The 20,771-nt window shown below is 65.9% G+C and carries 18 protein-coding genes; 11 read left to right on the top strand and 7 right to left on the bottom strand.

Features of this window, described 5'->3' with window-relative positions:
* Positions 1-109: 109 nt before the first annotated feature.
* Entirely contained in the window at positions 110-1,846 is a 1,737-nt protein-coding gene (locus tag EHH60_RS35020) for a caspase family protein (protein WP_199752424.1), read from the bottom strand.
* 165 nt (positions 1,847-2,011) lie between these two features.
* Here EHH60_RS35020 and EHH60_RS35015 point away from each other — a divergent pair, with 165 nt between their 5' ends.
* Positions 2,012-2,455 carry an RbsD/FucU family protein gene (locus EHH60_RS35015; RefSeq protein ID WP_124163759.1) on the top strand — a complete coding sequence of 148 codons (444 nt, stop codon included), beginning with the start codon at positions 2,012-2,014 and terminating at the stop codon, positions 2,453-2,455.
* Here the strand turns inward: EHH60_RS35015 and EHH60_RS35010 are convergent.
* Complete coding sequence (locus EHH60_RS35010; protein ID WP_124163758.1) at positions 2,448-2,831, bottom strand: VOC family protein; 384 nt, start codon at positions 2,829-2,831, stop codon at positions 2,448-2,450. The genes EHH60_RS35015 and EHH60_RS35010 overlap by 8 nt on opposite strands.
* 139 nt (positions 2,832-2,970) lie before the next feature.
* Between EHH60_RS35010 and EHH60_RS35005 the strand changes: the two genes are divergently transcribed.
* The gene (locus tag EHH60_RS35005) at positions 2,971-3,330 is read left to right on the top strand and encodes a hypothetical protein (RefSeq protein WP_199752422.1); all 360 of its coding nucleotides are present in this window, start codon (positions 2,971-2,973) and stop codon (positions 3,328-3,330) included.
* A 10-nt stretch (positions 3,331-3,340) separates the two neighbouring features.
* Here EHH60_RS35005 and EHH60_RS35000 read toward each other — a convergent pair whose 3' ends face one another.
* Both EHH60_RS35000 and EHH60_RS34995 read right to left on the bottom strand, forming a co-directional pair.
* Entirely contained in the window at positions 3,341-3,694 is a 354-nt protein-coding gene (locus tag EHH60_RS35000) for an ADP-ribosylation/crystallin J1 (RefSeq protein ID WP_124163756.1), read from the bottom strand.
* A gap of 122 nt (positions 3,695-3,816) precedes the next feature.
* Positions 3,817-5,247, bottom strand: coding sequence for a hypothetical protein (locus tag EHH60_RS34995; RefSeq protein ID WP_199752420.1), 1,431 nt, complete (start codon positions 5,245-5,247; stop codon positions 3,817-3,819).
* Between the two features lie 75 nt (positions 5,248-5,322).
* Here EHH60_RS34995 and EHH60_RS34990 point away from each other — a divergent pair, with 75 nt between their 5' ends.
* Positions 5,323-6,519: an MFS transporter gene (locus EHH60_RS34990; RefSeq protein WP_124163754.1), complete on the top strand. Its 1,197-nt coding sequence runs from the start codon at positions 5,323-5,325 to the stop codon at positions 6,517-6,519.
* On the opposite strand, the gene dgcA is transcribed toward EHH60_RS34990, so the two are convergent.
* Positions 6,489-7,484 carry an N-acetyl-D-Glu racemase DgcA gene (dgcA, locus tag EHH60_RS34985; protein WP_124163753.1) on the bottom strand — a complete coding sequence of 332 codons (996 nt, stop codon included), beginning with the start codon at positions 7,482-7,484 and terminating at the stop codon, positions 6,489-6,491. The genes EHH60_RS34990 and dgcA overlap by 31 nt on opposite strands.
* A 134-nt stretch (positions 7,485-7,618) precedes the next feature.
* On the opposite strand from dgcA, the gene EHH60_RS34980 reads away from it, so the two are divergent.
* The 3 genes from EHH60_RS34980 to EHH60_RS34970 are packed head-to-tail and all read left to right on the top strand — an operon-like array spanning position 7,619 to position 10,433.
* Positions 7,619-8,752 (top strand): MlaE family ABC transporter permease, encoded by a 1,134-nt coding sequence (locus EHH60_RS34980; RefSeq protein WP_124163752.1) that lies wholly within the window; start codon positions 7,619-7,621, stop codon positions 8,750-8,752.
* Between the two features lie 2 nt (positions 8,753-8,754).
* Positions 8,755-9,537, top strand: coding sequence for an ABC transporter ATP-binding protein (locus EHH60_RS34975; RefSeq protein ID WP_199752418.1), 783 nt, complete (start codon positions 8,755-8,757; stop codon positions 9,535-9,537).
* Positions 9,538-9,566: 29 nt separating this feature from the next.
* Positions 9,567-10,433, top strand: a complete 867-nt coding sequence (locus EHH60_RS34970; protein WP_124163750.1) for an MlaD family protein — start codon at positions 9,567-9,569, stop codon at positions 10,431-10,433.
* A 244-nt stretch (positions 10,434-10,677) separates the two neighbouring features.
* Here EHH60_RS34970 and EHH60_RS34965 read toward each other — a convergent pair whose 3' ends face one another.
* On the bottom strand, positions 10,678-16,449 hold the full coding sequence (locus EHH60_RS34965) for an apolipoprotein A-IV repeat region-like domain-containing protein (protein WP_124163749.1): 5,772 nt from the start codon (positions 16,447-16,449) through the stop codon (positions 10,678-10,680).
* Positions 16,450-16,875: 426 nt separating this feature from the next.
* On the opposite strand from EHH60_RS34965, the gene EHH60_RS34960 reads away from it, so the two are divergent.
* Both EHH60_RS34960 and EHH60_RS34955 read left to right on the top strand, forming a co-directional pair.
* Entirely contained in the window at positions 16,876-17,220 is a 345-nt protein-coding gene (locus EHH60_RS34960) for an Hpt domain-containing protein (RefSeq protein WP_245454670.1), read from the top strand.
* Between the two features lie 166 nt (positions 17,221-17,386).
* Positions 17,387-17,707 (top strand): 2Fe-2S iron-sulfur cluster-binding protein, encoded by a 321-nt coding sequence (locus EHH60_RS34955; RefSeq protein WP_008143731.1) that lies wholly within the window; start codon positions 17,387-17,389, stop codon positions 17,705-17,707.
* A gap of 15 nt (positions 17,708-17,722) precedes the next feature.
* Here EHH60_RS34955 and EHH60_RS34950 read toward each other — a convergent pair whose 3' ends face one another.
* A complete protein-coding gene (locus EHH60_RS34950) occupies positions 17,723-18,190 on the bottom strand; it encodes an acyl-CoA thioesterase (RefSeq protein ID WP_124163747.1) in 468 nt (155 codons plus the stop codon).
* A gap of 182 nt (positions 18,191-18,372) precedes the next feature.
* On the opposite strand from EHH60_RS34950, the gene EHH60_RS34945 reads away from it, so the two are divergent.
* From EHH60_RS34945 to EHH60_RS34935, 3 genes are all read left to right on the top strand, one after another.
* Positions 18,373-19,401, top strand: a complete 1,029-nt coding sequence (locus EHH60_RS34945) for an NAD(P)/FAD-dependent oxidoreductase (RefSeq protein WP_124163746.1) — start codon at positions 18,373-18,375, stop codon at positions 19,399-19,401.
* 102 nt (positions 19,402-19,503) lie between these two features.
* A complete protein-coding gene (locus tag EHH60_RS34940; protein ID WP_124163745.1) occupies positions 19,504-20,097 on the top strand; it encodes a DUF2147 domain-containing protein in 594 nt (197 codons plus the stop codon).
* A 273-nt stretch (positions 20,098-20,370) separates the two neighbouring features.
* The gene (locus EHH60_RS34935) at positions 20,371-20,727 is read left to right on the top strand and encodes a hypothetical protein (protein ID WP_028177426.1); all 357 of its coding nucleotides are present in this window, start codon (positions 20,371-20,373) and stop codon (positions 20,725-20,727) included.
* Positions 20,728-20,771: the final 44 nt, after the last annotated feature.

Raw genomic sequence — 20,771 nt, 5'->3', positions numbered from 1 at the left:
GCGCCGGGTGGGGGCTCTTTCCTCTTGGGGGGCCCTCGATTTTGGAAGCACCCTCTCCCCAACCCTCCCCCGCAGGCGGGGGAGGGAGCGCACCTTCTTTCTTGCGCGATCAGCGCATGAAGCCGCCGCGACGGTTGCCGCCGCCGTTCATGCTCGGCGCCTGGTTCATCGACTGCCGGAAGTTGTTGTTGCTGCTGACCATGCGGTTCGGCACCGTGTTGAGCTGCGGACGGCTGTTTTGCACGTTGGTCTGCACCTGCACCTTGTTGACCGGGGTGGTGTTGGGCTTCACGATGCCGGTGTTGCCGTTGTTGATGCGGACCGGCTGGTTCTGCGTCTGAACATTGACTGGCTTCGCGTCGATCTTCGATCCGCCCTTGGCGATATTCACCGGCATGCTCACGATCTTGCTCGGGGTGCGGGTGCCGGCGTCCGGCTTGGTGTTGGTCGCGGGCAGCGTCACGATCTTGCCGATGCCGCCATTGCTCTTGCTCGTGTTGGTCGGCGCAGGCAGGGTGACGATCTGGCCGCCATGGCCGAGCTTGCCGATCACCTTGCCATCCATCGGCTTCTGCACGACCGGCAGATTGCCGTTCACCTGCACGCCATTGCCCTGCTGCAGCGGCATGTATTTGGGCTGGCCGAGATTGCCGATCTTGAGGGTCGGCGCAATGTTCTGCGGCGCCAGGAACTTGGTCGCCTGCATCAGGGGGATCTGCTTGGGCTGGGCCTGCAGCTTCAGCGCGACCTGCGCATAGGGGCTGTTGCCGTAGTTGTCGTAGAAGCTCTTGTAGGCAAGCGGCGAGTTCGCGAGCACCGTCTTGTGCCAGGCCTGCGAGATCAGGAGGTTCTTGAGCAGCCAACGGACGTGGTCGCACAGCGGGTCGTGCGGATACATCTGGATGAACTCCTGATAGTATTCCGGACGGCCCTCGGACACGACGTAATCATAAGCCTGGCGTGTCGAGCGGCTCGGCAGGTTGGAGACCATCTGCACGACAGGTGCCCTCACCGGCGCGCGGTTGGCGGCAACCGCGGTGTCACCGAAGAAGGTGAAGTCGCTCGTGAGCGAGGAGCTCTCCCACGGGATCTGCCCGCCGCTCGTGGTCTGGTTGACCTGCAGGCGCACGCGCTTGAACAGCTGCTCGATCGGCACGTTGGGCTCGCGCGCGATGTTCAGGAAGGCCTGCGTATAGGGGCTGTGGCCGCCCGTGCCGTCGAGCGCCTCGGCGCCCGGCGCGGTCGAGTAGCCGACGATGGAGCCGTTCGGTGCGTCGACGATGGCGAGGCCCCGGCCGGCGTCGTTGACTTCTGGGAACGGGTTGTTGCGGCAGGCATCGAGGATGACGATGCGCATCCGGCTCGGGATCGTCTCCAGCGTCGACATCACGTCGACGAGACGCACCGAATTGTTGACGAGCTCGGCGGGGCTGGAGACCTTGGCGTCGACGGGAACGAGATAGTTCTCGCCGGCGAGCTGCACGCCGTGACCGGCGTAATAGACCATCGCCACCGTGTTGGGACCGCGCGAGGCGACCTTGGCGGAAAAGTCCTGGACCACGCGGAGCATGTCGTTCTGGGTCAGATCGGTCGCGGCGACCACTTCGAAGCCGGCGGAGTTCAGGAACTGCGCCATCGATTGCGCGTCATCGTCGGGATTCGCAAGTTGCGGCGCGTTCTGGTAGTTCGCATTGCCGATCACCAGCGCCACCCGCTGCTCCGGGCCTTGCAGCACGGTGGGGGCAGGCTGGACCGGGGCGACCTGCGCGGAAACGGGCCCGCAGGCGAAGCCGAACAGGCTTCCCACGAGGCTGGCCGTCATCAGGAAAGGCTTTAGGCGGAACATGGCGTGCTCCTCTGGCACTTATCTCGATGCGAGATTGGTTGCGAGGAAGCGTGACCGCGTTCGAGCCTTGCCGTCCGTGATCCCTATCACCGTGGCTGCGTACGTGATCTGGATCACGCTCGGAACCTGCTATGGTTGACGATCGATTGGGAGGAAGTCCGCCACATGCTGAAATCGATCGATCCGATCCTCACCCCCGATTTGCTCTGGCTGCTCGCCGCGATGGGCCATGGCGACGACCTCGTTTTGGTCGATGCCAATCACCCGGCCACCCGGATCGCGCAGAGCACCTCGTCGCAGCGTCTGATCCAGCTGCCGGGCATGAGCATGGAGGTCGCCATCCGCGCCATCATGTCGGTCTATCCGCTCGACGATTTCGATCCCGATCCGGTACGCGTGATGATGCCGGTCGACGATCCCGATAGGGTGCCCGAGGTGCAGCATGCGGTGCTGGCGGAGATCGCGCGCGCGGCCGGTCACCCCGTCACACCCGGCAAGCTCTCACGGGCGGATTTCTATCGGGCGGCGGCGGCAGGCTTTGGCGTCGTGCAGGTCGGCGACAGCCGAGCCTATGGCTGCTTCCTGATCCGGAAGGGCGTGATCAGCTAGCGGGCCTCATCAGCTCCGAGGGCCAGCCGATCCGAACGAGGAGGCCGTCAGGGCCGTTGATGCCGACTTCATACATGCCCCATTCGCGGTGACGCAGCACGCCGCCGGGACGGATGATCAGATCGTCCACGCGCGCCGCGATGGCCTCGACCTCCGGCGTGCGAATGAAGACGCCAAAGGGGTTGTGCTCCGGCACGCGCCACGGGCCGTCCCCGGCTGGCGTGAGATGCACCTCGCATCCCCAGCCCGTCACGATGACATAGCCGGTATCGCCGCCCGTGCGCGCGAAGCCGAGGCGTTCCCAGAACGGAATTGCAGCAGCAAGATCGTTGCTTGGAACGATGGCGAAAGCGCCGATGTGCGGTGTTTCAGACATGCGTTCACTCCGCAAATTATTCGCGCAGCTGCTGCTGCGCTGGCAAGCTTAACGGGACAGGCCGACATGTCGAAGCGGCAAAAAGCCTCCCACTCGAATTTGAATGGTCTTCCGACAGGCGAGCGTCTATCGTCGATTCATGTCCCGCCTCATGTGTCTATTCGTTGCCATCATCCTGTGTCTGCTCCCCGCCGTCGCGCCCGCTGAGGCCGCGCAAAAGCGTCCCAAGCCGGTCTGGAAGGGTTATGGCTTCCTGCCCGGCTATCGCCAGCCGCTGAGCAACAGCATTCCGCTCTACAAGCAGAAGGACGCGATGCGCCGCCTCGCGCGCAACGACCGGCGCCATTGGTACATCGACCCGGTTCCTCAGTATTACCGCTGGGACGGCGAGTGGCACTATTTCGGCCGCCCGGGCTTCAACGGCGGCCGCTACAATGGCGGCAGCTTTGGCCCATGCTGGACGCGCACGCCGATCGGGGCGGTGTGGAATTGCGGGTGAGGCGGGGCGGCTAGGGAAAGCTGCGAACGACCTCGATCAAGCCGACGATTGCGGCATTGAACGCATCGAGGTCCTCGGCCGGAATCCAGTACTCCAGATGTGAGCGCCCGCCCGCTTCCTGCATGTCGTATTTTTCGATGAAGCTGCGCTTGACTGCAAAACGGGTCACGAAGCCCGATCCGCTCGCCGGGACATTCCAGTCCCGCGCGATCTTGATGGCGTAGTCTTCGGTCAGCACCGGATAGAAGATCGGCTGGTCGGGCAGGCGCGGCGGAAACGCGCGCATGCCGGATTGCTGGATCAACTCCAGCTCTTTTGGACCGACGGGCCTCCAGAGGGTGAGGGTCTCTTCGGTGAGGGACATGTTCGTGAGTTCCAAGATCGAGCGTCGTCATTGCGAGCGCAGCGAAGCAATCCAGACTGTCTCCGCGGAGGGATTCTGGATTGCTTCGCGCACAATGAGAGTGTGGGCTGAGCGCGCGCTCCTTACGAGAAGAACGCTATCTTCTCGGCCTGGGTCATGCGGCGGATCGGGGCGAGCGGGTCGTTGACCGGTGCGCGGGGTTTTTGCAGGATGCCGCTGGCGAGGATGGTGGCGCCCAGCGAGGCGTCGGACATGGATGCGGGCAGGGGCGAGGGCATCGGCAGCTTCGCAGTCGGGGCTGCCGCCATTGATGCGGCGGCCGCCATGGCCGGAGCCTGCTGCTCCATCACTTCGGCGGCGGCTTCCGCGATGGCGTCGGTGAGACGCGCGAGCGAGTCCAGCGCGATCGGCGCGTCCGCGGCGGGCTCTTCGGCGATGGCTGCGATGACCGGCTCGGCTGCGACCGACTCCGGATGCGCGGTAGCAATCGGCGCCACGACATCCGAGGGCGCCGGCTCCGGCGTCGCGGCTGCCATCTCCACCGGCTCGATGATCTCGTCGAAGTCGGGATCGGGCGCGGCCATCTCCATCGCGATGGCCTCAAGGATGGCTTCGTCCTCGGCCTCGGCTGCGGCGTCGAGCGAGAACTCCTCGTTTGATTCCGTCAAGGCCTCCGGCTCAGGGGCCGGCTCTTCAAACGCGACGGGTTCGAGCTCGGCATCATCAGGCGCGATGTTTTCGAGCGCTGCGCTTTCGACAGGAATCTGGCTTTCGGCCGCGATCTCCTGTGTGACAGCCGCGTCCATCGCCTGCTCGGCTATGGCGGCGGCTTCAGGGACCGCCGTTGCTTCGACGGCTGCATCGAGTTCCGGAGCTGCTGCGATCTCTTCGCGCGTCTCCGTAAAAGCCACGGGGGCATCGCCCGCCATCGCGGCCGGCGCCGTCTCGACGGGCGAGGCTTCTGCGACCGATGGTGGTGCCTCCTGCGCCGGAGCCGACGCGGCCTGCGGCGTTGCGCCGCCGTCGAGCTGCTCGACCCGATCCTTCAGCAGATCGAACGCAGCCTTGAGCTCGACGCGAGGATCAAGGGTCGAGATCTGCCCGCAGGCGGCCTCGATCGAGGCGAGCTGCGAATCAATGAGGTCGCAGATTCGCCCGTCGGCGCCGATCTCGCGCCAGCGCCAGGAGATCTCCTTGATGATGCGCACGCCGCGCGGGATCGGCGCGAGGCTCGCCTCGATCGCGGCGGGATCGAACGCCGCGATCGCGATCGTCTCGGCCTCGCGAATGGCGCGGCGGATCTCGACCAGCGCTTCGGGCAGGCGGTCCTCGACGACGGGTTGTCGCTGCGCCGCAAGGGTTTCTTCGATTCTGGCGACCGCATCCAGGACCATGCTTGTGTCGGCATTGCGGTTGCGCTTGGCGTATTCGCCGAGGAACCAGCGGCCGCGCGCGGTCTCCATGAAGGCTTCGCGGATCGCGTCGTAATCCTGCTCGTTCGGCTCGGCCGCGCGGGCAGACATGGGCGAGAGGGCGAATGCTTCGTTGGCCATGACAATCTCGTCGCGCAAATCAGTGCGCGCTACTGTAACGATCACCACGATATCGACCGAATCGCAATTGGTTTGATGCAGTCCGAATCACAAATTCCCATCGCGGCAGCGAAGAAGCGGCGATTCGCCGTGAGCCTCGCCCTGTTCTATTCGGCCGTGTTCGCGGTCTCGGGAACGCATCTGCCGTTCTTCCCGGTCTGGCTGAAGGCGATCGGCATCGACGCGGCCTGGATCGGGCTCATCAACGCGCTGCCGGCGATCACGCGCTTCACCACGCTGCCGCAGGTCACGGCGTTCGCCGAGAAGCGGCATGCCATTCGCGCCGCCATGATGGTGTCGGTGCTGGCGACCGCGATCGGCTTGACGGCGGTCGGACTACAGCAGCAGCCGCTGGCACTGTTCCTGATCTATGCGCTGACCTGCATGATGTGGACGCCGACGATGCCGCTGACCGATGCCTATGCGCTGCGCGGTGTCGCCCGCTACGGGCTCGACTACGGACCCCTGCGGCTGTGGGGCTCGGCGGCGTTCGCCGCCGGCTCGCTCGCCTGCGGCTATCTCGTCGACGTCATCGCGGCGCGCGATCTGATCTGGGTCATCGTGGCCTGGGCGGTCGTTGCGGTTCTCGCCAGCTTGCTGCTTCAGCCGCTCGACGATGTCAGGCACAGGACGACGGAGAGACATGCCGGCAAGGCGCTGCTGCGCGATGCCGGCTTCTGGGCGGTCATCGCCTCGGCCGCGCTGATCCAGGGCAGCCATGTCGCCTATTATACCTTCTCGGCCATCAACTGGCAGCTCCATGGGATCAGTGGGCTGACGATCGCGGGCCTGTGGACGCTGGGCGTGATCGCCGAGATTTTCGTGTTCGCGCTGTCGCCGCGCTTTTCGCTCCACCCGTCCACGATGATCGCGATCGGGGGGCTCAGCGCGGTGGTGCGCTGGATCGTCACCGCGCATGAACCGCCGCTCGCGCTGCTCGCGATCGTGCAGCTCGGACATGGCCTCACCTTCGGCATGACCATTGTCGGGACAATGAATCTCCTGGTGCAGCGCGTCCCGGCGCATCAGATCGCGCGGGGGCAGGGCTATTATGCCGCTTGCAACGGACTGCTCGGCGCGGCGACCTCGATCGCGTCAGGCGCGATCTACGCCCGCATCGGCGACGGTCTATATTACGTGATGGCCGCGATGGCCGGCCTCGGGGCGCTCGTCATCTGGTCGGCGCGGCACCGGTTCACGGCTCATCCCCACAGCGCGGAATCAGGCGGATAAACCAGGCTGCCGTCATAGCGCAGTCCGTGATCGCGGTCGCGCGCCAGCAGCAAGGGGCCGTCGAGATCGACGAAACGCGCCTGCGGCGTCACCAGCATCGCAGGCGCCATCGACAGAGAGGTTGCGACCATGCAGCCGATCATGATCTCGAAGCCGAGCGCCTGCGCGGCATCGGCCATGGCAAGCGCCTCGGTGAGGCCGCCGGTCTTGTCGAGCTTGATGTTCACGGCATCATAGCGTTCGCGCAGGGGCGCGAGCGATGAGCGGTCATGCACGCTCTCGTCGGCGCAGACCGCGAGCGGCCGCTTGATCCGCGCCAGCGCCTCGTCCTTGCCTGATGGCAGCGGCTGCTCCACCAGGGTGACGCCCGCCGCGGCGCAGGCGGCAAGATTGTGCTCCAGATTGGCCTCGGTCCAGGCCTCGTTGGCGTCGACGATCAGCTCCGATTTGGGGGCGGCCTTGCGCACGGCTGCGATTCGCTCCGGATCGCCGTCGCCGCCGAGCTTGATCTTGAGCAGGGGCCGGTGCGCCGCTTTGGCGGTCGCCGCGGCCATGTCCTCGGGGGCACCTAACGAGATCGTGTAGGCGGTGGTGCGCTCGCCGGGCTCCGGGCGGCCGAGCAGGTTCCAGGCCCGCAGGCCCACCGCCTTGGCCTCGAGGTCAATCAGGGCGCAATCCAGGGCGTTGCGGGCCGCACCGGGGGGCATGGCGGCCTGGAGGGCCTGCCGCGTCAGCCCGCCCGCGACGGCCTGTTGCATGGCCTGGATGGCGGCAAGGGTCGCCTCCGGTGTCTCGCCGTAGCGGGGATAGGGCACGCACTCGCCGCGGCCGTTCAGGCCGTCCCGGCTTACCTCCGCCACGACGGTCACCGCCTCGGTTTTGGCGCCCCGGCTGATGGTAAAGCTGCCGGCGATCGGGAAGCGCTCGATTCGCGCCGCCAAAGTTGCAAATTTCATGGAAGTCATTTTGAACTCTGGCGAAATCTGAACCTGCTAGTTACCTGTAGGAACTAACATTAACCACTTGGGGATACCTTCTCTGGGTAAGGGCGCGTGCGCAACCATCTGATTTTCTCCGCCCCGGCACGGGAGCGGACATCTTGAATAGCGATCCGAAGCTCGAACGGATTACCAAGGGCAACGCGCTGGCACTTTGCGCTACCGGGACCTGGACCGCGAGCTTCGCGCCGGTCCTGGAGCGGATGGTGGCTGACGCCGAGAAGCTCGCCGGCACCCCGCAAAGCATCTTCATCGACGTCTCCGAAGTCGCCAAGCTCGACACGTTCGGGGCCTGGCTGATCGAGCGCCTGCGCCGCAGCCTGACCCAAGGCACCGTCGAAGCGCAGATCGCGGGCCTCTCCGCCAATTATTCCAGCCTCGTCGACGAGGTGCGGCGGGTCAGGGCGACCCCTGTGGTCGACGGCAGCACGATCACCATCTCCGGCATGATGGAGCAGATCGGCCGGGCCGTGGCCGGTGTGGCCGGGACCGTGGCGGGCCTCGTCGACATGCTCGGCGCCGTGCTCGCGGCGGGGTTTCGCGTCCTGATCCACCCGCGCTCGTTCCGCCTGACCTCGACCGTGCACCACATGGAGCAGGTCTGCTGGCGCGCGGTGCCGATCATCGTGCTGATCACCTTCCTGATCGGTTGCATCATCGCGCAACAAGGCATCTTCCATTTCCGCCGCTTCGGCGCCGACATCTTCGTTGTCGACATGCTCGGCGTGCTGGTGCTGCGCGAGATCGGCGTCTTGCTGGTCGCGATCATGGTCGCGGGACGTTCGGGCAGCGCCTACACCGCCGAGCTCGGCTCGATGAAGATGCGCGAGGAGATCGACGCGCTGCGCACCATGGGCTTCGACCCGATCGAGGTTCTGGTGCTGCCGCGCATGCTGGCGCTGGTGCTGGCGCTGCCGATTCTCGCTTTCCTCGGCGCCATGGCTGCGCTCTATGGCGGTGGTCTGGTCGCCTGGCTCTATGGCGGGGTCGAACCCGAGGCCTTCCTGCTGCGCCTGCGCGACGCCATCTCGATCGATCATTTCATCGTCGGCATGGTGAAGGCGCCCGTCATGGCCGCCGTGATCGGCATCGTCGCCTGTGTCGAAGGGCTCGCCGTGCAGGGCAGCGCGGAATCGCTGGGACAGCACACCACGGCATCGGTGGTGAAGGGCATCTTCTTCGTCATCGTCATGGACGGGGTGTTCGCCATCTTCTTCGCCTCGATCGGGATGTGACGATGGCAAAAGAAGCTCAAAGCGAGATTCAGGATCCCATCATCCGCGTTCGCGACATCACCGTGCAGTTCGGCACGACGCGCGTGCTCGACGGGCTCAATCTCGACGTCAAGCGCGGCGAGATTTTGGGATTTGTCGGCCCATCGGGTGCGGGCAAGTCGGTGCTGACGCGCACCATCATCGGCCTCGTGCCGAAGGTCGCGGGCTCGATCGAGGTGTTCGGCGTCGACCTCGATTCCTCCAGCACGTCGCAGCGGCGCAACGTGGAGCGGCGCTGGGGCGTGCTGTTCCAGCAGGGCGCGCTGTTCTCCTCGCTCACCGTCGGGCAGAACATCCAGTTTCCGATGCGCGAATATTTGCGCGTCTCGCAGCGCCTGATGGACGAGATCACCATGGCCAAGCTCACCATGGTCGGGCTCAAGCCGGAAGTCGCCGAGCGTTTTCCGTCCGAGCTCTCCGGCGGCATGATCAAGCGCGTGGCGCTGGCACGCGCGCTGTCGCTCGATCCGGACCTCGTCTTCCTGGACGAGCCGACCTCCGGCCTCGACCCGATCGGCGCCGGCGACTTCGACGAGCTGGTCAGGACCCTCCAGCGCACTTTGGGGCTGACAGTTTTCATGGTAACTCACGACCTCGACAGCCTCTACACAGCATGTGATCGCATCGCCGTTTTAGGGAACGGTAAGATCATTGCGGCAGGGTCGATCGCCGACATGCAGGCCTCGCAGCATCCCTGGCTGAGGCAGTATTTTCATGGCAAGCGCGCCCGCGCGGTCATGGGTTGAATAGCTGGGTCGAGTAGCCGGAGCACCTGATGGAAACGCGGGCGAATTACGTATTGATCGGCTCGTTCACGCTGGCAGTGATCGCCGCGGCGATCGGCTTCGTGCTGTGGTTCCAGTCGCTGCACGCCACCAAGCAGCGCAGCCCTCTGCGCGTCGTGTTCGAGGGGCCGGCGGCGGGCCTGCGCAACGGCGGGAGCGTCAATTTCAACGGTATCAGGGTGGGCGAGGTGGTCTCGGTGAAGCTGGACAACCCGCGGCGGGTTGTCGCACTCGCCATGATCGAGAACAACGCACCGATCCGCAAGGACACTCTGGTCGGCCTCGAATTCCAGGGCCTCACCGGGGTCGCCGCAATCTCGCTCAAGGGCGGCGACGAGGCGGCGGCCCCGCCGCCGCTCGACCAGGACGGCATCCCGACGCTCACCGCCGATCCCAACAAGCTCCAGGACGTCACCGAGGCGATCCGCGCCACGTTGCAGAACGTCAACAAGATCGTCGCCGACAATCAGGAATCGGTGAAGAACTCACTGAAGAACCTCGAGACCTTCACCAACTCGCTGGCGCGCAATTCCGAGAAGATCGACGCCGTCATGGCCAAGGTCGACGGCGTGATGCTCAAGGCCGACAATCTCATGCTCGGCCTCAACACGCTGGCCGGCGGCAAGGACGGCGGCGAGCTGTTCCAGGCGGTGAAGTCGATCCGCGAACTCGCCGACGATTTCGACAAGCGCTCCGGCGCGCTGATGGCCGACGGCCGCCGCACCCTCGGCGACATCAGCCGCGCTGTGAACAATTTCGACCGCAACCCGACCCGCGTGCTGTTTGGCGCCAGCAACTCGTCGCAGCCCGCCCCGCCGCCCGAGCCGCCGAGACCGGCGGCAGCGCCGAGGCGGTAGGCGGCGAGTGAGTTCGTGTCCCGGACAAGCGGCAACGCATAAGCGTTGCCGCGCAGAGCCGGGATCCAGAAGGCAACACGGCACACGTTGAGAGATGGGCCCCGGCTCTGCAGCGCACCGCTGAAGAAAGCGCTGCGCCGCGTCCGAGGCACGAGAGCGCGGATGATGCACCCAAACAGAAACGGAGGCCGTGGGGCCTCCGTTTTCATTCGCTATTCGCTATCCGCCATTGGCGAGCTTCCGCTCACCCCAGCCGGCCCGCCGCATGCGCGAGCAGCGTGTACACCAGGCCCGTCTCCGAGATCAGGTGGCTGCGCAGCTCCTGCGGGCCGCGGCCGTCGCGGGCGACTTCGTCCAGCAGGCGTTCGAACTCGGCGACATAGCGGTCGACCGTGCCCTTGAAGTTGCGGTCGGCGCGGTACTTGCGGGCGACCTCGTCGAAGGCCTTCTGGCCGGCGGGCGTGTAGAGGCGCTTGGTGAAGGCCTTGTTCTCGCCGCGCTGGTAGCGGTCCCACATCTCGGCCGCGAGGTTGCGGTCCATCAGCCGGCCGATGTCGAGCGACAGCGATTCCAGCGGATTGGCGCCAGCCTGCGGCGCCGGGGGCTGCGGAGCGGGCGCAGGGCGGCTGCGCGGCGCCTCACGTCCGGTCGGAGCGCCCTGGTTGGCATCCGTCCGGTTGAGCAGATCCGACAGCCAGCCGTCACGGCCCTGGTCGCTCCCTGCGGGCGCGACCGGCGGGGCCTCGGTGCGGCGCGAGGGAGCCGGCATGCCGAGGTCCGGCGGCGGCAGCGTCGAGGCGCTGCCGGTGTCGCGCATGCGGGTCTCGGGAGCCCGGCCGCCGACGGCTGCCAGCACCGGCTCCTCCTGGCGCTGCAGGCTGGCGCGGCCCGCCGTGGTGACATCGAGGCCGCGGCCATGCTGGGCCACGATGCGGTTGAGCTCGGCGAGGGCCTCGATCTGGTCGACGATCACCTTGCGCATCTGCGCCGTGCTCTCGGCAGCCTCCTGCGGCATCTCGAGCACGCCGCGGCGCAGCTCGTTGCGGGTGGCTTCGAGCTCGTTGTGCATCTCGAAGGCCATCTGCTTCATGCTGGAGACGAGATTGGTGAACTTCTCGGTCGACTGCTTGAACATCGCATCCGCCTCGTCGGTGGTCTGGCGGTAGATGTCGTGCATGGCCTCGATCGTCTGCCGGTGCTCCTCCTCGGACGCCGCGCGCACCGCCTCGAACTGGCGGGTAATCGCGGCCGAGCCTGCGCCGGCGGTCTCGGCGACGACGCGGGCGATGTCGCGGGCGCGCTCTTCGGCTGCGGCCAGCGATTCATCGAGCAGTCCGGTGAAGCGCGACAGCCGCTGGTCGAGATCGGCCGTGCGCAGGTCGATCGTGGTGACGAGCGATTCCAGCGCCTGCTTGCGTTCGGCGAGCGAGGCGGTGGTGTTCTTGTTGCTCTGCTCGACGACCTGCGCGGCCTCGACCAGCGCCTGGCCGTGCTTGTCGAACTGGATCGACAGCTCGCCGAGATCCTGCAGCGCCTTGGTGGTCTTGCTGTTGAAGACGTTGAGCTGCTCTTCCAGGTTCTGCGTCGCATCGCCGTTGCGCGAGGTCACGTCGTTCATCGCCGAGACGAAGTCGGCGACGCGCGTCACCAGCGCCCGCTCGAGCGAGTTGAGGTTGTCGTGCGCACCGGTCAGCACTTCCTGGAGCAGGATGTTGCCTTCGCGCAGGCGCTCGAACAGGGCCACCGTGTCGGTGCGCAGGATCTTGCTGGTCTCCTGCATCTCGGTGACGGCCGCGATCGAGACCTGGCGCGACTGGTCGATCGCGGAACGCGAGGCCTGCTCGAGGTCCTTGAGCGACTTGCCGACCGCGCTGGTGGCGATCTCGCTCGCCGCGTTGATGGTGCGGGCGACTTCCGAGCCGTTGCCCATCATGGTTTGCGAGAAGGCCTGGCCGCGCGTCTCGATCGACTTCAGCGCATCGGAGGTGACGCGGTCGATGTCGAGCGTGAGCTGGCTGGTCTTCGAGCCGATCGCATCGACCAGCGAACCGCGCTTGGCGTCGATCATGTTCGACAGGCGGTCGGCCTGCTGCTGCACATAGGTGACGATCTCGTCGGTCTTGCCGGTCATGGCCTGGCCGAAGCTGCTGCTGGCGGCGAGCACCGACCGCTCGACGTCGGCCGAGCTCGACTTGACCCGCGAGCTCGCCTCGTTGGAGGCCGATATCAGCGCGTTCTGGGCGTTGAGCGCGCTGGTCTGGATGTCGTTGGTCGCGTTGGCGGCCGCCGCGCTCAGCGTCCGCTCGATCTCGGTCGAGATCGTGCGGATCTGGCTCGCGGCGTCGGCCGAGGTCGAGGTCAGCGAGATCTGCGCCTCACGCGCGCTGCTGAGGATGGTCGAGGCGGTGTCGGCGCCGACCGAGGTCAGCGTGCGCTCGATGTCCGTCGTCAGCGACTTGATCTGGCTCGCCGCATCGCTCGAGGCGGAGATCAGCGAGCCCTGGGCCTCGCGAACGCCGCTGGTGAGCGCCTCGATGGTGGCGCCGCCGGCGGTCGCCAGCGCGCGCTGCATCTCGGCCGCGAGCGAGCGGACCTGGCTGGTTTGTTCCGCGGAGACAGCAAGAAGAGTGCTCTGGGCGTCGCGAGCGCTGCTGGTGATCGTCTCGGCGGTCGACTGGCCGACCTGCGAGAGCGAACGATGCACTTCGGCCGCGAGCGACTTGACCTGGCTCGCCGCATCCGAGGACGCCGTGACCAGCATGTTCTGCGCCTCGCGAGCGCCGGAGGTGATGGTCTCGGCGGTCGAGGTGCCGGCCATCGCGAGCGAACGCTGCACATCGGCCGTGAGCGATTTGACCTGCGCGGCCGCATCCGAGGATGCCGTGACCAGCGTGCTCTGGGCCTCGCGGGCGCCGCTCATGATGGTCTCGGCCGTCGAGGTGCCCGCCATCGTGAGCGAGCGCTGCACGTCCGAGGACAGCGCCTTGATCTGGTTGGCGGTCTCGGTCGAAGCCGCGATCAGCGCACCCTGCGCATCGCGGGCGCCGGCGGTGATCGATTCCGCCGTGGTGGTGCCGGCCAGCGACAGCGAACGCTGCACGTCGGCGGCGAGCGTCTTGACCTGGTTGGCCGCGTCCGAGGAGGCGGTGACGAGAGTGGTCTGCACCTCGCGGGCGCCGGCCAGGATCGAGGCTGCGGTGGCAGCGCCTGCCGCCGACAGCGTGCGTTCGACGTCGGCCGCGAGCCCCTTGATCTGGTTGGAGGCATCGCCCGATGCCGCGACCAGCGTCGACTGCGCTTCGCGGGCGCTGGTCAGGATCGAGTTCGCCGCACCGGTGCCGACCGCGGTCAGCGCCTGCTCGACCTCGGCCGAGGTCATCTTGAGCTGGGCGTTGACGTCGGAGGAGACCGTCAGCAGCGACTGCTGAGCGGTGCGAGCGCCGGTCTGGATCGTCTCGCTGGTGTTGACGACGAGGTTGGTGAGCGAGCGCTCGGCGTCCTCGACATGCGAGCGGATCGCGGTCGAGATCATCTCGGCGCGGGACATCATGTCCTCGCTGGCCTGGCGTCCGCTGCTCTCGATGCGGCCGGCGACGGCCTCGACGCGCGAGCCGAGCAGGTCCTCGAACTGCGCCACGCGCACGTCGATGTCGCTTGCGACCGAGCCGACCCTGGTCTCGATGACCTGATGGATCTCCTGGAAGCGCGCCGTGACCGTGTCGGTCAGGTGCGTGCTGCGGCCGTCGATGATCTCGGTGACGCCGGTGATGCGGCGGTCGACCGCCTCGATCGCCTGCGCGGTGCCGTCCGTGAGCGTCGAGCTCAGCAGCGTGAGGCGCGTGTCGATCGACTGCACGGCCTGCGTCGCGCCGTTCGTCACGGCGGTGGTCAGGTAGGTGAGGCGGGAGTCGATGGATTCGAGCGCCTGCGTCGCGCCGCCGGTGAGCGTCGTGGTGAGGTGCGTCAGGCGGCTATCGATCGACTGGATCGCCTGGGACGCGCCATCGGTCAGCGACGTCGTGAGATAGTTGAGGCGGGAGTCGATCGAGTGGATCGCCTGCGCGGCGCCATCGGTCAGCGACATCGCCAGCGTGCTGATGCGTCCGTCGATGGTTTCGGTCATGGACTTCGCGCGGCTGTCGAACGACTGTTCGAGTGCGGCGACCCGGCCGACGAGCTGCTCGTCGAAGGTCCTGATGTGGCCTTCGATCGTGCCGTCGAGGCTGGTGATCTTGCCGTTCAGCGAGGCGTCGAGATTGCTGACGCGTTCCCCGACCGTAGTCTCGAATTGCACGAGGCGCTGGTCGAGCACCGCCGTGATCTCGCCGCCGTTCGCCGTGAAGCGGGTGTCGAAATTGTCGACATAGGTCTTCAGCGTCTCGGCGATGTCCTGCGTGCGCTGGCCCATGCGCTCGACGATCTCGCCGCCGAAGTTCTTCACGGTGCGGTCGAACTCGGAAATGTGACGCGTGATCAGCGCGCCGAGCGTGCCGGAGTCGCGGGCGAACTTCTCGACCAGCTCGGTGCCCTGGTTCTTCACCAGCTCGTCGAAGGCGCTCATCTGGAGCGACAGCGAATCGTGTGCGGTCTCGGTCTGGCTGACGACCTTGGCGACCAGCGTGTTGACGGTGGCGTCGAGCGCCTCGCTCGCCTTGTCGCCGCTCGTCATGATGTGGTTGGCGAGCCGGTTGCCGGCATCGTCGATCTTGGCCGAGAGGTCGTTGGAGCGCAGCTCGAGCTCGAGCAGCAGCGAGTCCGACGAGTTCTTCAGGGAATCGTGCACCTGCTCGGTACGCTCGGAGATGCCGTCGACGATTGCGGCGGAGCGCTGCTCGAATTCGCCGGTGATGCGGTCGATGCGCTCGTTCAGCATCTCGTGGACGCGGTCGGCGAGGTCGACGAACTCGTCGTGGACGTGGCCGGTCTTGAAGTTGAGGCTGGTGGTCAGCCGCTCGCTGGCGTCGAGCACCGCGCGTGTGGTCTCGTTGCTGGCTTCCTCGAGGCGGTCGAGCAGGTCGCCGCCGCGCTCGCCGAGCGCCAGGATCATGTTGTCGCCGGCATTGCTCAGCGCCTGGGTGATGTGGGCACCGCGCTCTTCGAGCGCGCCGGTGATCGACTTCGCAACCTCGTCGACGCGGGAGGCGATCGCGTCCGAGATCAGCGCGATGTCGTGGCGCAGATCGATCTGCACGCCGGAGATGGCGCTGCGGACCTGCTCGGCCTGGCCGACCAGATTGTCGCGCTGATGCGCGATGTCCTGGAGCAGGGCGCGGATGCGCACCTCGTTGTCGCTATAGGCGCGCTCCAGCGCGGCGACCTCGTTGGCGACCAGCGTCTCGAGCTCGCCGGCGCGCGCAATCGCGCGCTCGATGCCGTCGCCCATCGCCGCGACCTCGCGGCGGATGGCCTGGCCGACCGTGACCATGGAATCGGAGGCCGAGCCTTCGGGCTCTGAGAAGCGGATCGCGACCTGCGCCATCGCCTGCGCGATCATGCGCATTTCCTGGCCGCGCCAGACGAGGCTGGCGAGGAAGTAGAACAGCATGATCGGCGCGAACAACATCGCGACGAGACCGGCAATGACGAGCACGCCGCCGCTCTGGCCCATGGCGGCCTGGATCCAAGGCAGGAAGCCGACGGTCAGCGCGGCGCAGGCGGCGAGCCAGACGCCGGCGAAGATCGTGGCGAAGGTGTAGACGCTGCGGGCAGGGCGGCCCTTCTGAAGCGCCTGGAGCAGCTGGCCGATGGTCTCGCGGTCGTCATTGGCGGCGCGGCGCGAGGTGCGCGGCTCCTCGACCGTATCGAACACGGTTGCCCGCTCATTGGCGGCCGGTCGCGGCTCGAAGCTCGGCTCGTCGAAGATCGGGGGCGCGGGCGGCACCGGAGGCGCCGCTTCGTCGCGCATGGTGGCGTTGCGGCTGGTATCGGCAGCCGTGTCACTGATGTTCAGGGCTTCCTGGATCGCAGAAAGCGCAACTTCTGTGGGGTCTTTGACCTTTTTCGGAGTGTTCGCCATGTTCAGTCCGAGCCCTCGTTACTTGTACGCGTCCCCCCGCGAGCCCTGCGCTCGGCGCAAGCCCACAGACCGGATCATGCCGCTTGCGCGGATCTCCGAGCCGTCCCCACCCGGACGGCTTGTCCGCCAATTTCCGCAACATCCTATTGGCAGAGCGTCGCGAATGAAATGCCTGCGATTAAGACAATCTTAATCATCGTTAACAGGATCGCGCCGTAACGCCTTAGCAATCAATGGAATTCTCCACCGAACTCGGCTGATTGCGGCAACTTTGCGTCAATAAACGGACGGATATGCGTCAAACAGCCCAAACATTTCGTTAACTATTTTCATGCTTGGTTGAGAGGAACCTGACCGCCGGAACGGCGGTCGCCACGCGACGCCGGGGCCTGCGCGATGACGCCTGAACTGCAACGGATGGACTGGATGCCTTCGCCCCCGCTTGCACCTATCGACAGCCCGCTCGATCTCGATCACCTCTCCCGGATGACGCTCGGCGACACCGAACTGGAACAGGAAGTGCTGGCGATGTTCGGCGAGCAGGCCGGACGCCTGCTCGCGGCGATGGCTGCGAGGCCGGCCGAGGCCGGCGCGCTCGCACACAAGCTCAAGGGTTCGGCGCGCGGAATTGGCGCCTTTGCGGTTGCCGATGCCGCCGCCAGCCTGGAGAGTGCGATCCGGGCCGGCCATGGCCGGTCCCATGCTTTCGCCGCTCTGAAAGAGGCCGTGACCGATGCCCGCGCCGCCATCGCGGCGATCCTGAAGCCGTAAGCCGATACGGTCGGAGCCGGGCCCCTAGTCGTTTGTTTTGACGCGTTTTCTTCCCGCAAAGCGGGATTTATTTCGCATCAAAACGCTATGGCGCCGGGCTAACCGACCCGTTATAGGACAGCCCGGACCCTCCTTCATTCCCAGCACCTCGGCAGCACGAGCACACATGGCCAAGATTCACTTTGTCGACCACAAGGGCGAAACCCGCACGGTAGAAATCGAGAACGGCGCAACCGTGATGGAAGCCGCGATCCGCAACAGCATTCCCGGTATCGAGGCGGAATGCGGCGGTGCCTGCGCCTGCGCGACCTGCCATGTCTATGTCGACGAAGCCTGGCGCGAGAAGGTCGGCAGCCCGACGCCGATGGAAGAGGACATGCTGGACTTCGGCTTCGACGTGCGCCCGAACTCGCGCCTGTCCTGCCAGATCAAGGTTTCCGACGAGCTCGACGGTCTCGTGGTGGCTACGCCGGAACGCCAGGCCTGATCCTCCCTCGATATATCAAGTGCGCGGCGGCGCGACGTCGATGCCGCGCTTGTGCCAGGGTCTGAGCTTCTCGATCACCTCTGCGGTCAGCGGCGCGGGGCGCCGCGTGGCCTCGTCGAGCAGGACGCCGACCGACGTCGCTGACGCAATGCACTTCCCGTTCGAGAACACGACCTGTTCGAAGGTCACGGACGTCCGTCCAAGCTTCACCACGCCAAGGCCGAGCTCGATCGCATTGGGCCAGTGCAGCTCGGCGCGAAAATGCATGTCGAGCCGGACCATGATCCAGGCGAGGCCCGGTGGAGTCAGCCCGTATTCGGGAAGCTTCATCAGCGTGACACGGCCGGTCTCGAAATAGGTGGCGTAGACCGCGTTGTTGACGTGCTGGTTGGGATCGAGATCGCCGAAGCGAACGTTATCGCTGAGGCGGAAGGGATAGTCCTCCAGGCGTGGCGTCGTATCGAGGCGGCTTGGTGCGTTCACCGGTTGATCTCCGTCATATCCTTGGTCGTTACAACCCAGTTATTCTGCGGCGGCAAGTGGGCGCGGCTGCGGGGCGCTCCTGCTTTTATGCCTTTCCTGATCCATCCCCGTTGGCTAGACAGGCAGGGTCACCTCTGCCCGCCGGGCGCCGTCCAACCGATAACGATAGATAAAGAGACGATATGAGCGACGCGATCAAAACCGATGTGCTGATCATTGGCGCCGGCCCCTGCGGTCTGTTCGCCGCCTTCGAGCTCGGCCTTCTCGACATGAAGACGCACTTCGTCGACATCCTCGACAAGGTCGGCGGACAGTGCGCCGAGCTCTATCCGGAAAAGCCGATCTACGACATTCCCGGCATTCCGCAGGTCTCCGGGCAGGGCCTCACCGACGCGCTGATGGAGCAGATCAAGCCGTTTCACCCGACGTTCCATCTCGGCGAGATGGTCGAGACCGTGGAGAAGATCGGCGATCCCGCCTTCCGCTGTACCACCGATACCGGCAAGGTGTTCGAATGCAAGGTGGTGGTGATCGCGGCCGGCGGCGGCTCGTTCCAGCCCAAGCGTCCGCCGGTGCCGGGCATCGAGGCCTATGAAGGCACGTCAGTCCACTACGCCGTGCGCAAGATGGAGACGTTCCGCGACAAGAACGTGCTGATCGTCGGCGGCGGCGACTCCGCGCTCGACTGGACGCTCAACCTGCATCCCTTGGCCAAGCGCATCACGCTGTTGCACCGACGGGACGAGTTTCGCGCCGCACCCCACAGCGTCGAGCAGATGCGCGCGCTGGTCGCTGGCGGCAAGATGGATCTGCGGCTCGGCCAGGTCACCGCGCTCTCCGGCGCTGACGGCAAGCTCACCGGCGCGACCGTCAAGGGCAATGACAACAGCGTGAGCGAAATCGCCTGCGATACCATGCTGCCGTTCTTCGGGCTGACCATGAAGCTCGGCCCGGTCGCGAATTGGGGGATTGCGCTGGAGAACAATCTGGTGCCGGTCGAGACATCCGCGTTCGAGACCAACGTGTCGGGCATCTTCGCCATCGGCGACATCAACACCTATCCCGGCAAGCTCAAGTTGATCCTGTGCGGCTTCCACGAGGGCGCGCTGATGTCGCAAAAAGCCCATCGCTACGTCTATCCGGAGAAGCGGCTCGTGTTCCAGTACACGACTTCGTCCTCCAGCCTGCAAAAGAAGCTCGGTGTCAACTGAGGGAACGCAGTGAGGCGATGCCCCATGTTTCTGGTGCTGGAACCGTTCGCGAAATCGCCGTAGTCTACGGCCATTCCGGTTGTGGAATAGCAAGGTGATCTAATGCGAATTTGTTCCAGCTTTCGGCTGCTCTCCTTCCTCGCGCTGGCATTGTCGCTCGCGACGGTGAGCCCGTGTGCGGCGCAGACCACCGAGCCCACGGCGGCGGGCCTCTGGCAGAAGGTGGAAGACGGCAGGACGGTCGGATGGTTCCTCTTCATCGACCACAACGGCGTCTTCGAAGGCGTGATCGCCAAGACCTTTCCGCGGCCGACCGACGACCCGAACGAGGTCTGCAGCAAATGCACCGACGACCGCAAGAACGCCCGGGTGCTCGGCATCTCCTTCGTCCGCAACATGAAGCGCGAAGGATTGAAATACGAAGGCGGCAACGTGCTTAATCCGCGCGACGGTCAGATCTGGAAGGCCAACATGCGGATCAGCCCCGACGGCCAGACCCTGACGCTGCGCGGCTATCTCGGCATCGCGCTGCTCGGCAAGGACGAGACCTGGACGCGTCTGCCTGACGCCAACATCGCCCAGGTCGATCCCGCCATCGTCGCGAAGTATCTGCCTGCGCAAGCCGCCGCAGTGAAGCCGCCGGCGCCCGCGACGAAGAAGGGCGGCGGCATGATGGCGCCGGCACCGAAGCAGTAAGGCCCGCAAAGCACTGTTGCCCGATCGGCGGTAGCTTCGGCGCCCGGTCATTTCCCGCATGGGCAGACGGTCTGCGCGGCCACGTTCGCCGAAGGGCGAATGCGTGCCGAGCCTGCTCCAGTAGTTCCCCGGAATGCGTGCTGGCGCCGGATTTGCATAGCTGTCGGCAAAGCCGCTGGGGAGCGAGTCGCCGTCTCCATGCCTGTCGCGCGCGGTGCTGCGGGCAGACGGTGGCGTTTGCCTCGCGGCGATCACTTCGACCGCGGAGACGACATGAGACCTGCCATATCAGGTGCGGCCACGCTGCTGGGGCTGACGACGCTGCTCGCGGCTTCGGCGCTGGCGCGCGACGACGGCCGCTACGCCAACTCGCCGCTAAAACCCTGGTTCGAGAGTCTGCACAGCGAATTCGGGCAGTGCTGCTCGGATGCCGACGGCTACGTCATTGCCGACGTCGATTGGGAATCGGATCGCGGCCGCTACCGCGTGCGGATCGACGACGAATGGGTCGTGGTGCCGGACGGTGCGGTGATCACCGTGCCGAACAAGTTCGGCCGCACCATGGTCTGGAAGCACTACATCGACGGCCATCCGCGCGTGCGCTGCTTCATGCCGGGCAGCATGACCTAGACGCCATCAATCGCGCGATGAGAGCGAAGATGACACTCTTCGCG

The organism is Bradyrhizobium sp. RP6 (genome assembly GCF_003837805.1).
In the GTDB taxonomy this organism is placed as follows: domain Bacteria; phylum Pseudomonadota; class Alphaproteobacteria; order Rhizobiales; family Xanthobacteraceae; genus Bradyrhizobium.
Note: the sequence above shows the minus strand (reverse complement) of the source record. Positions and strands in the feature narration are given on the sequence as shown.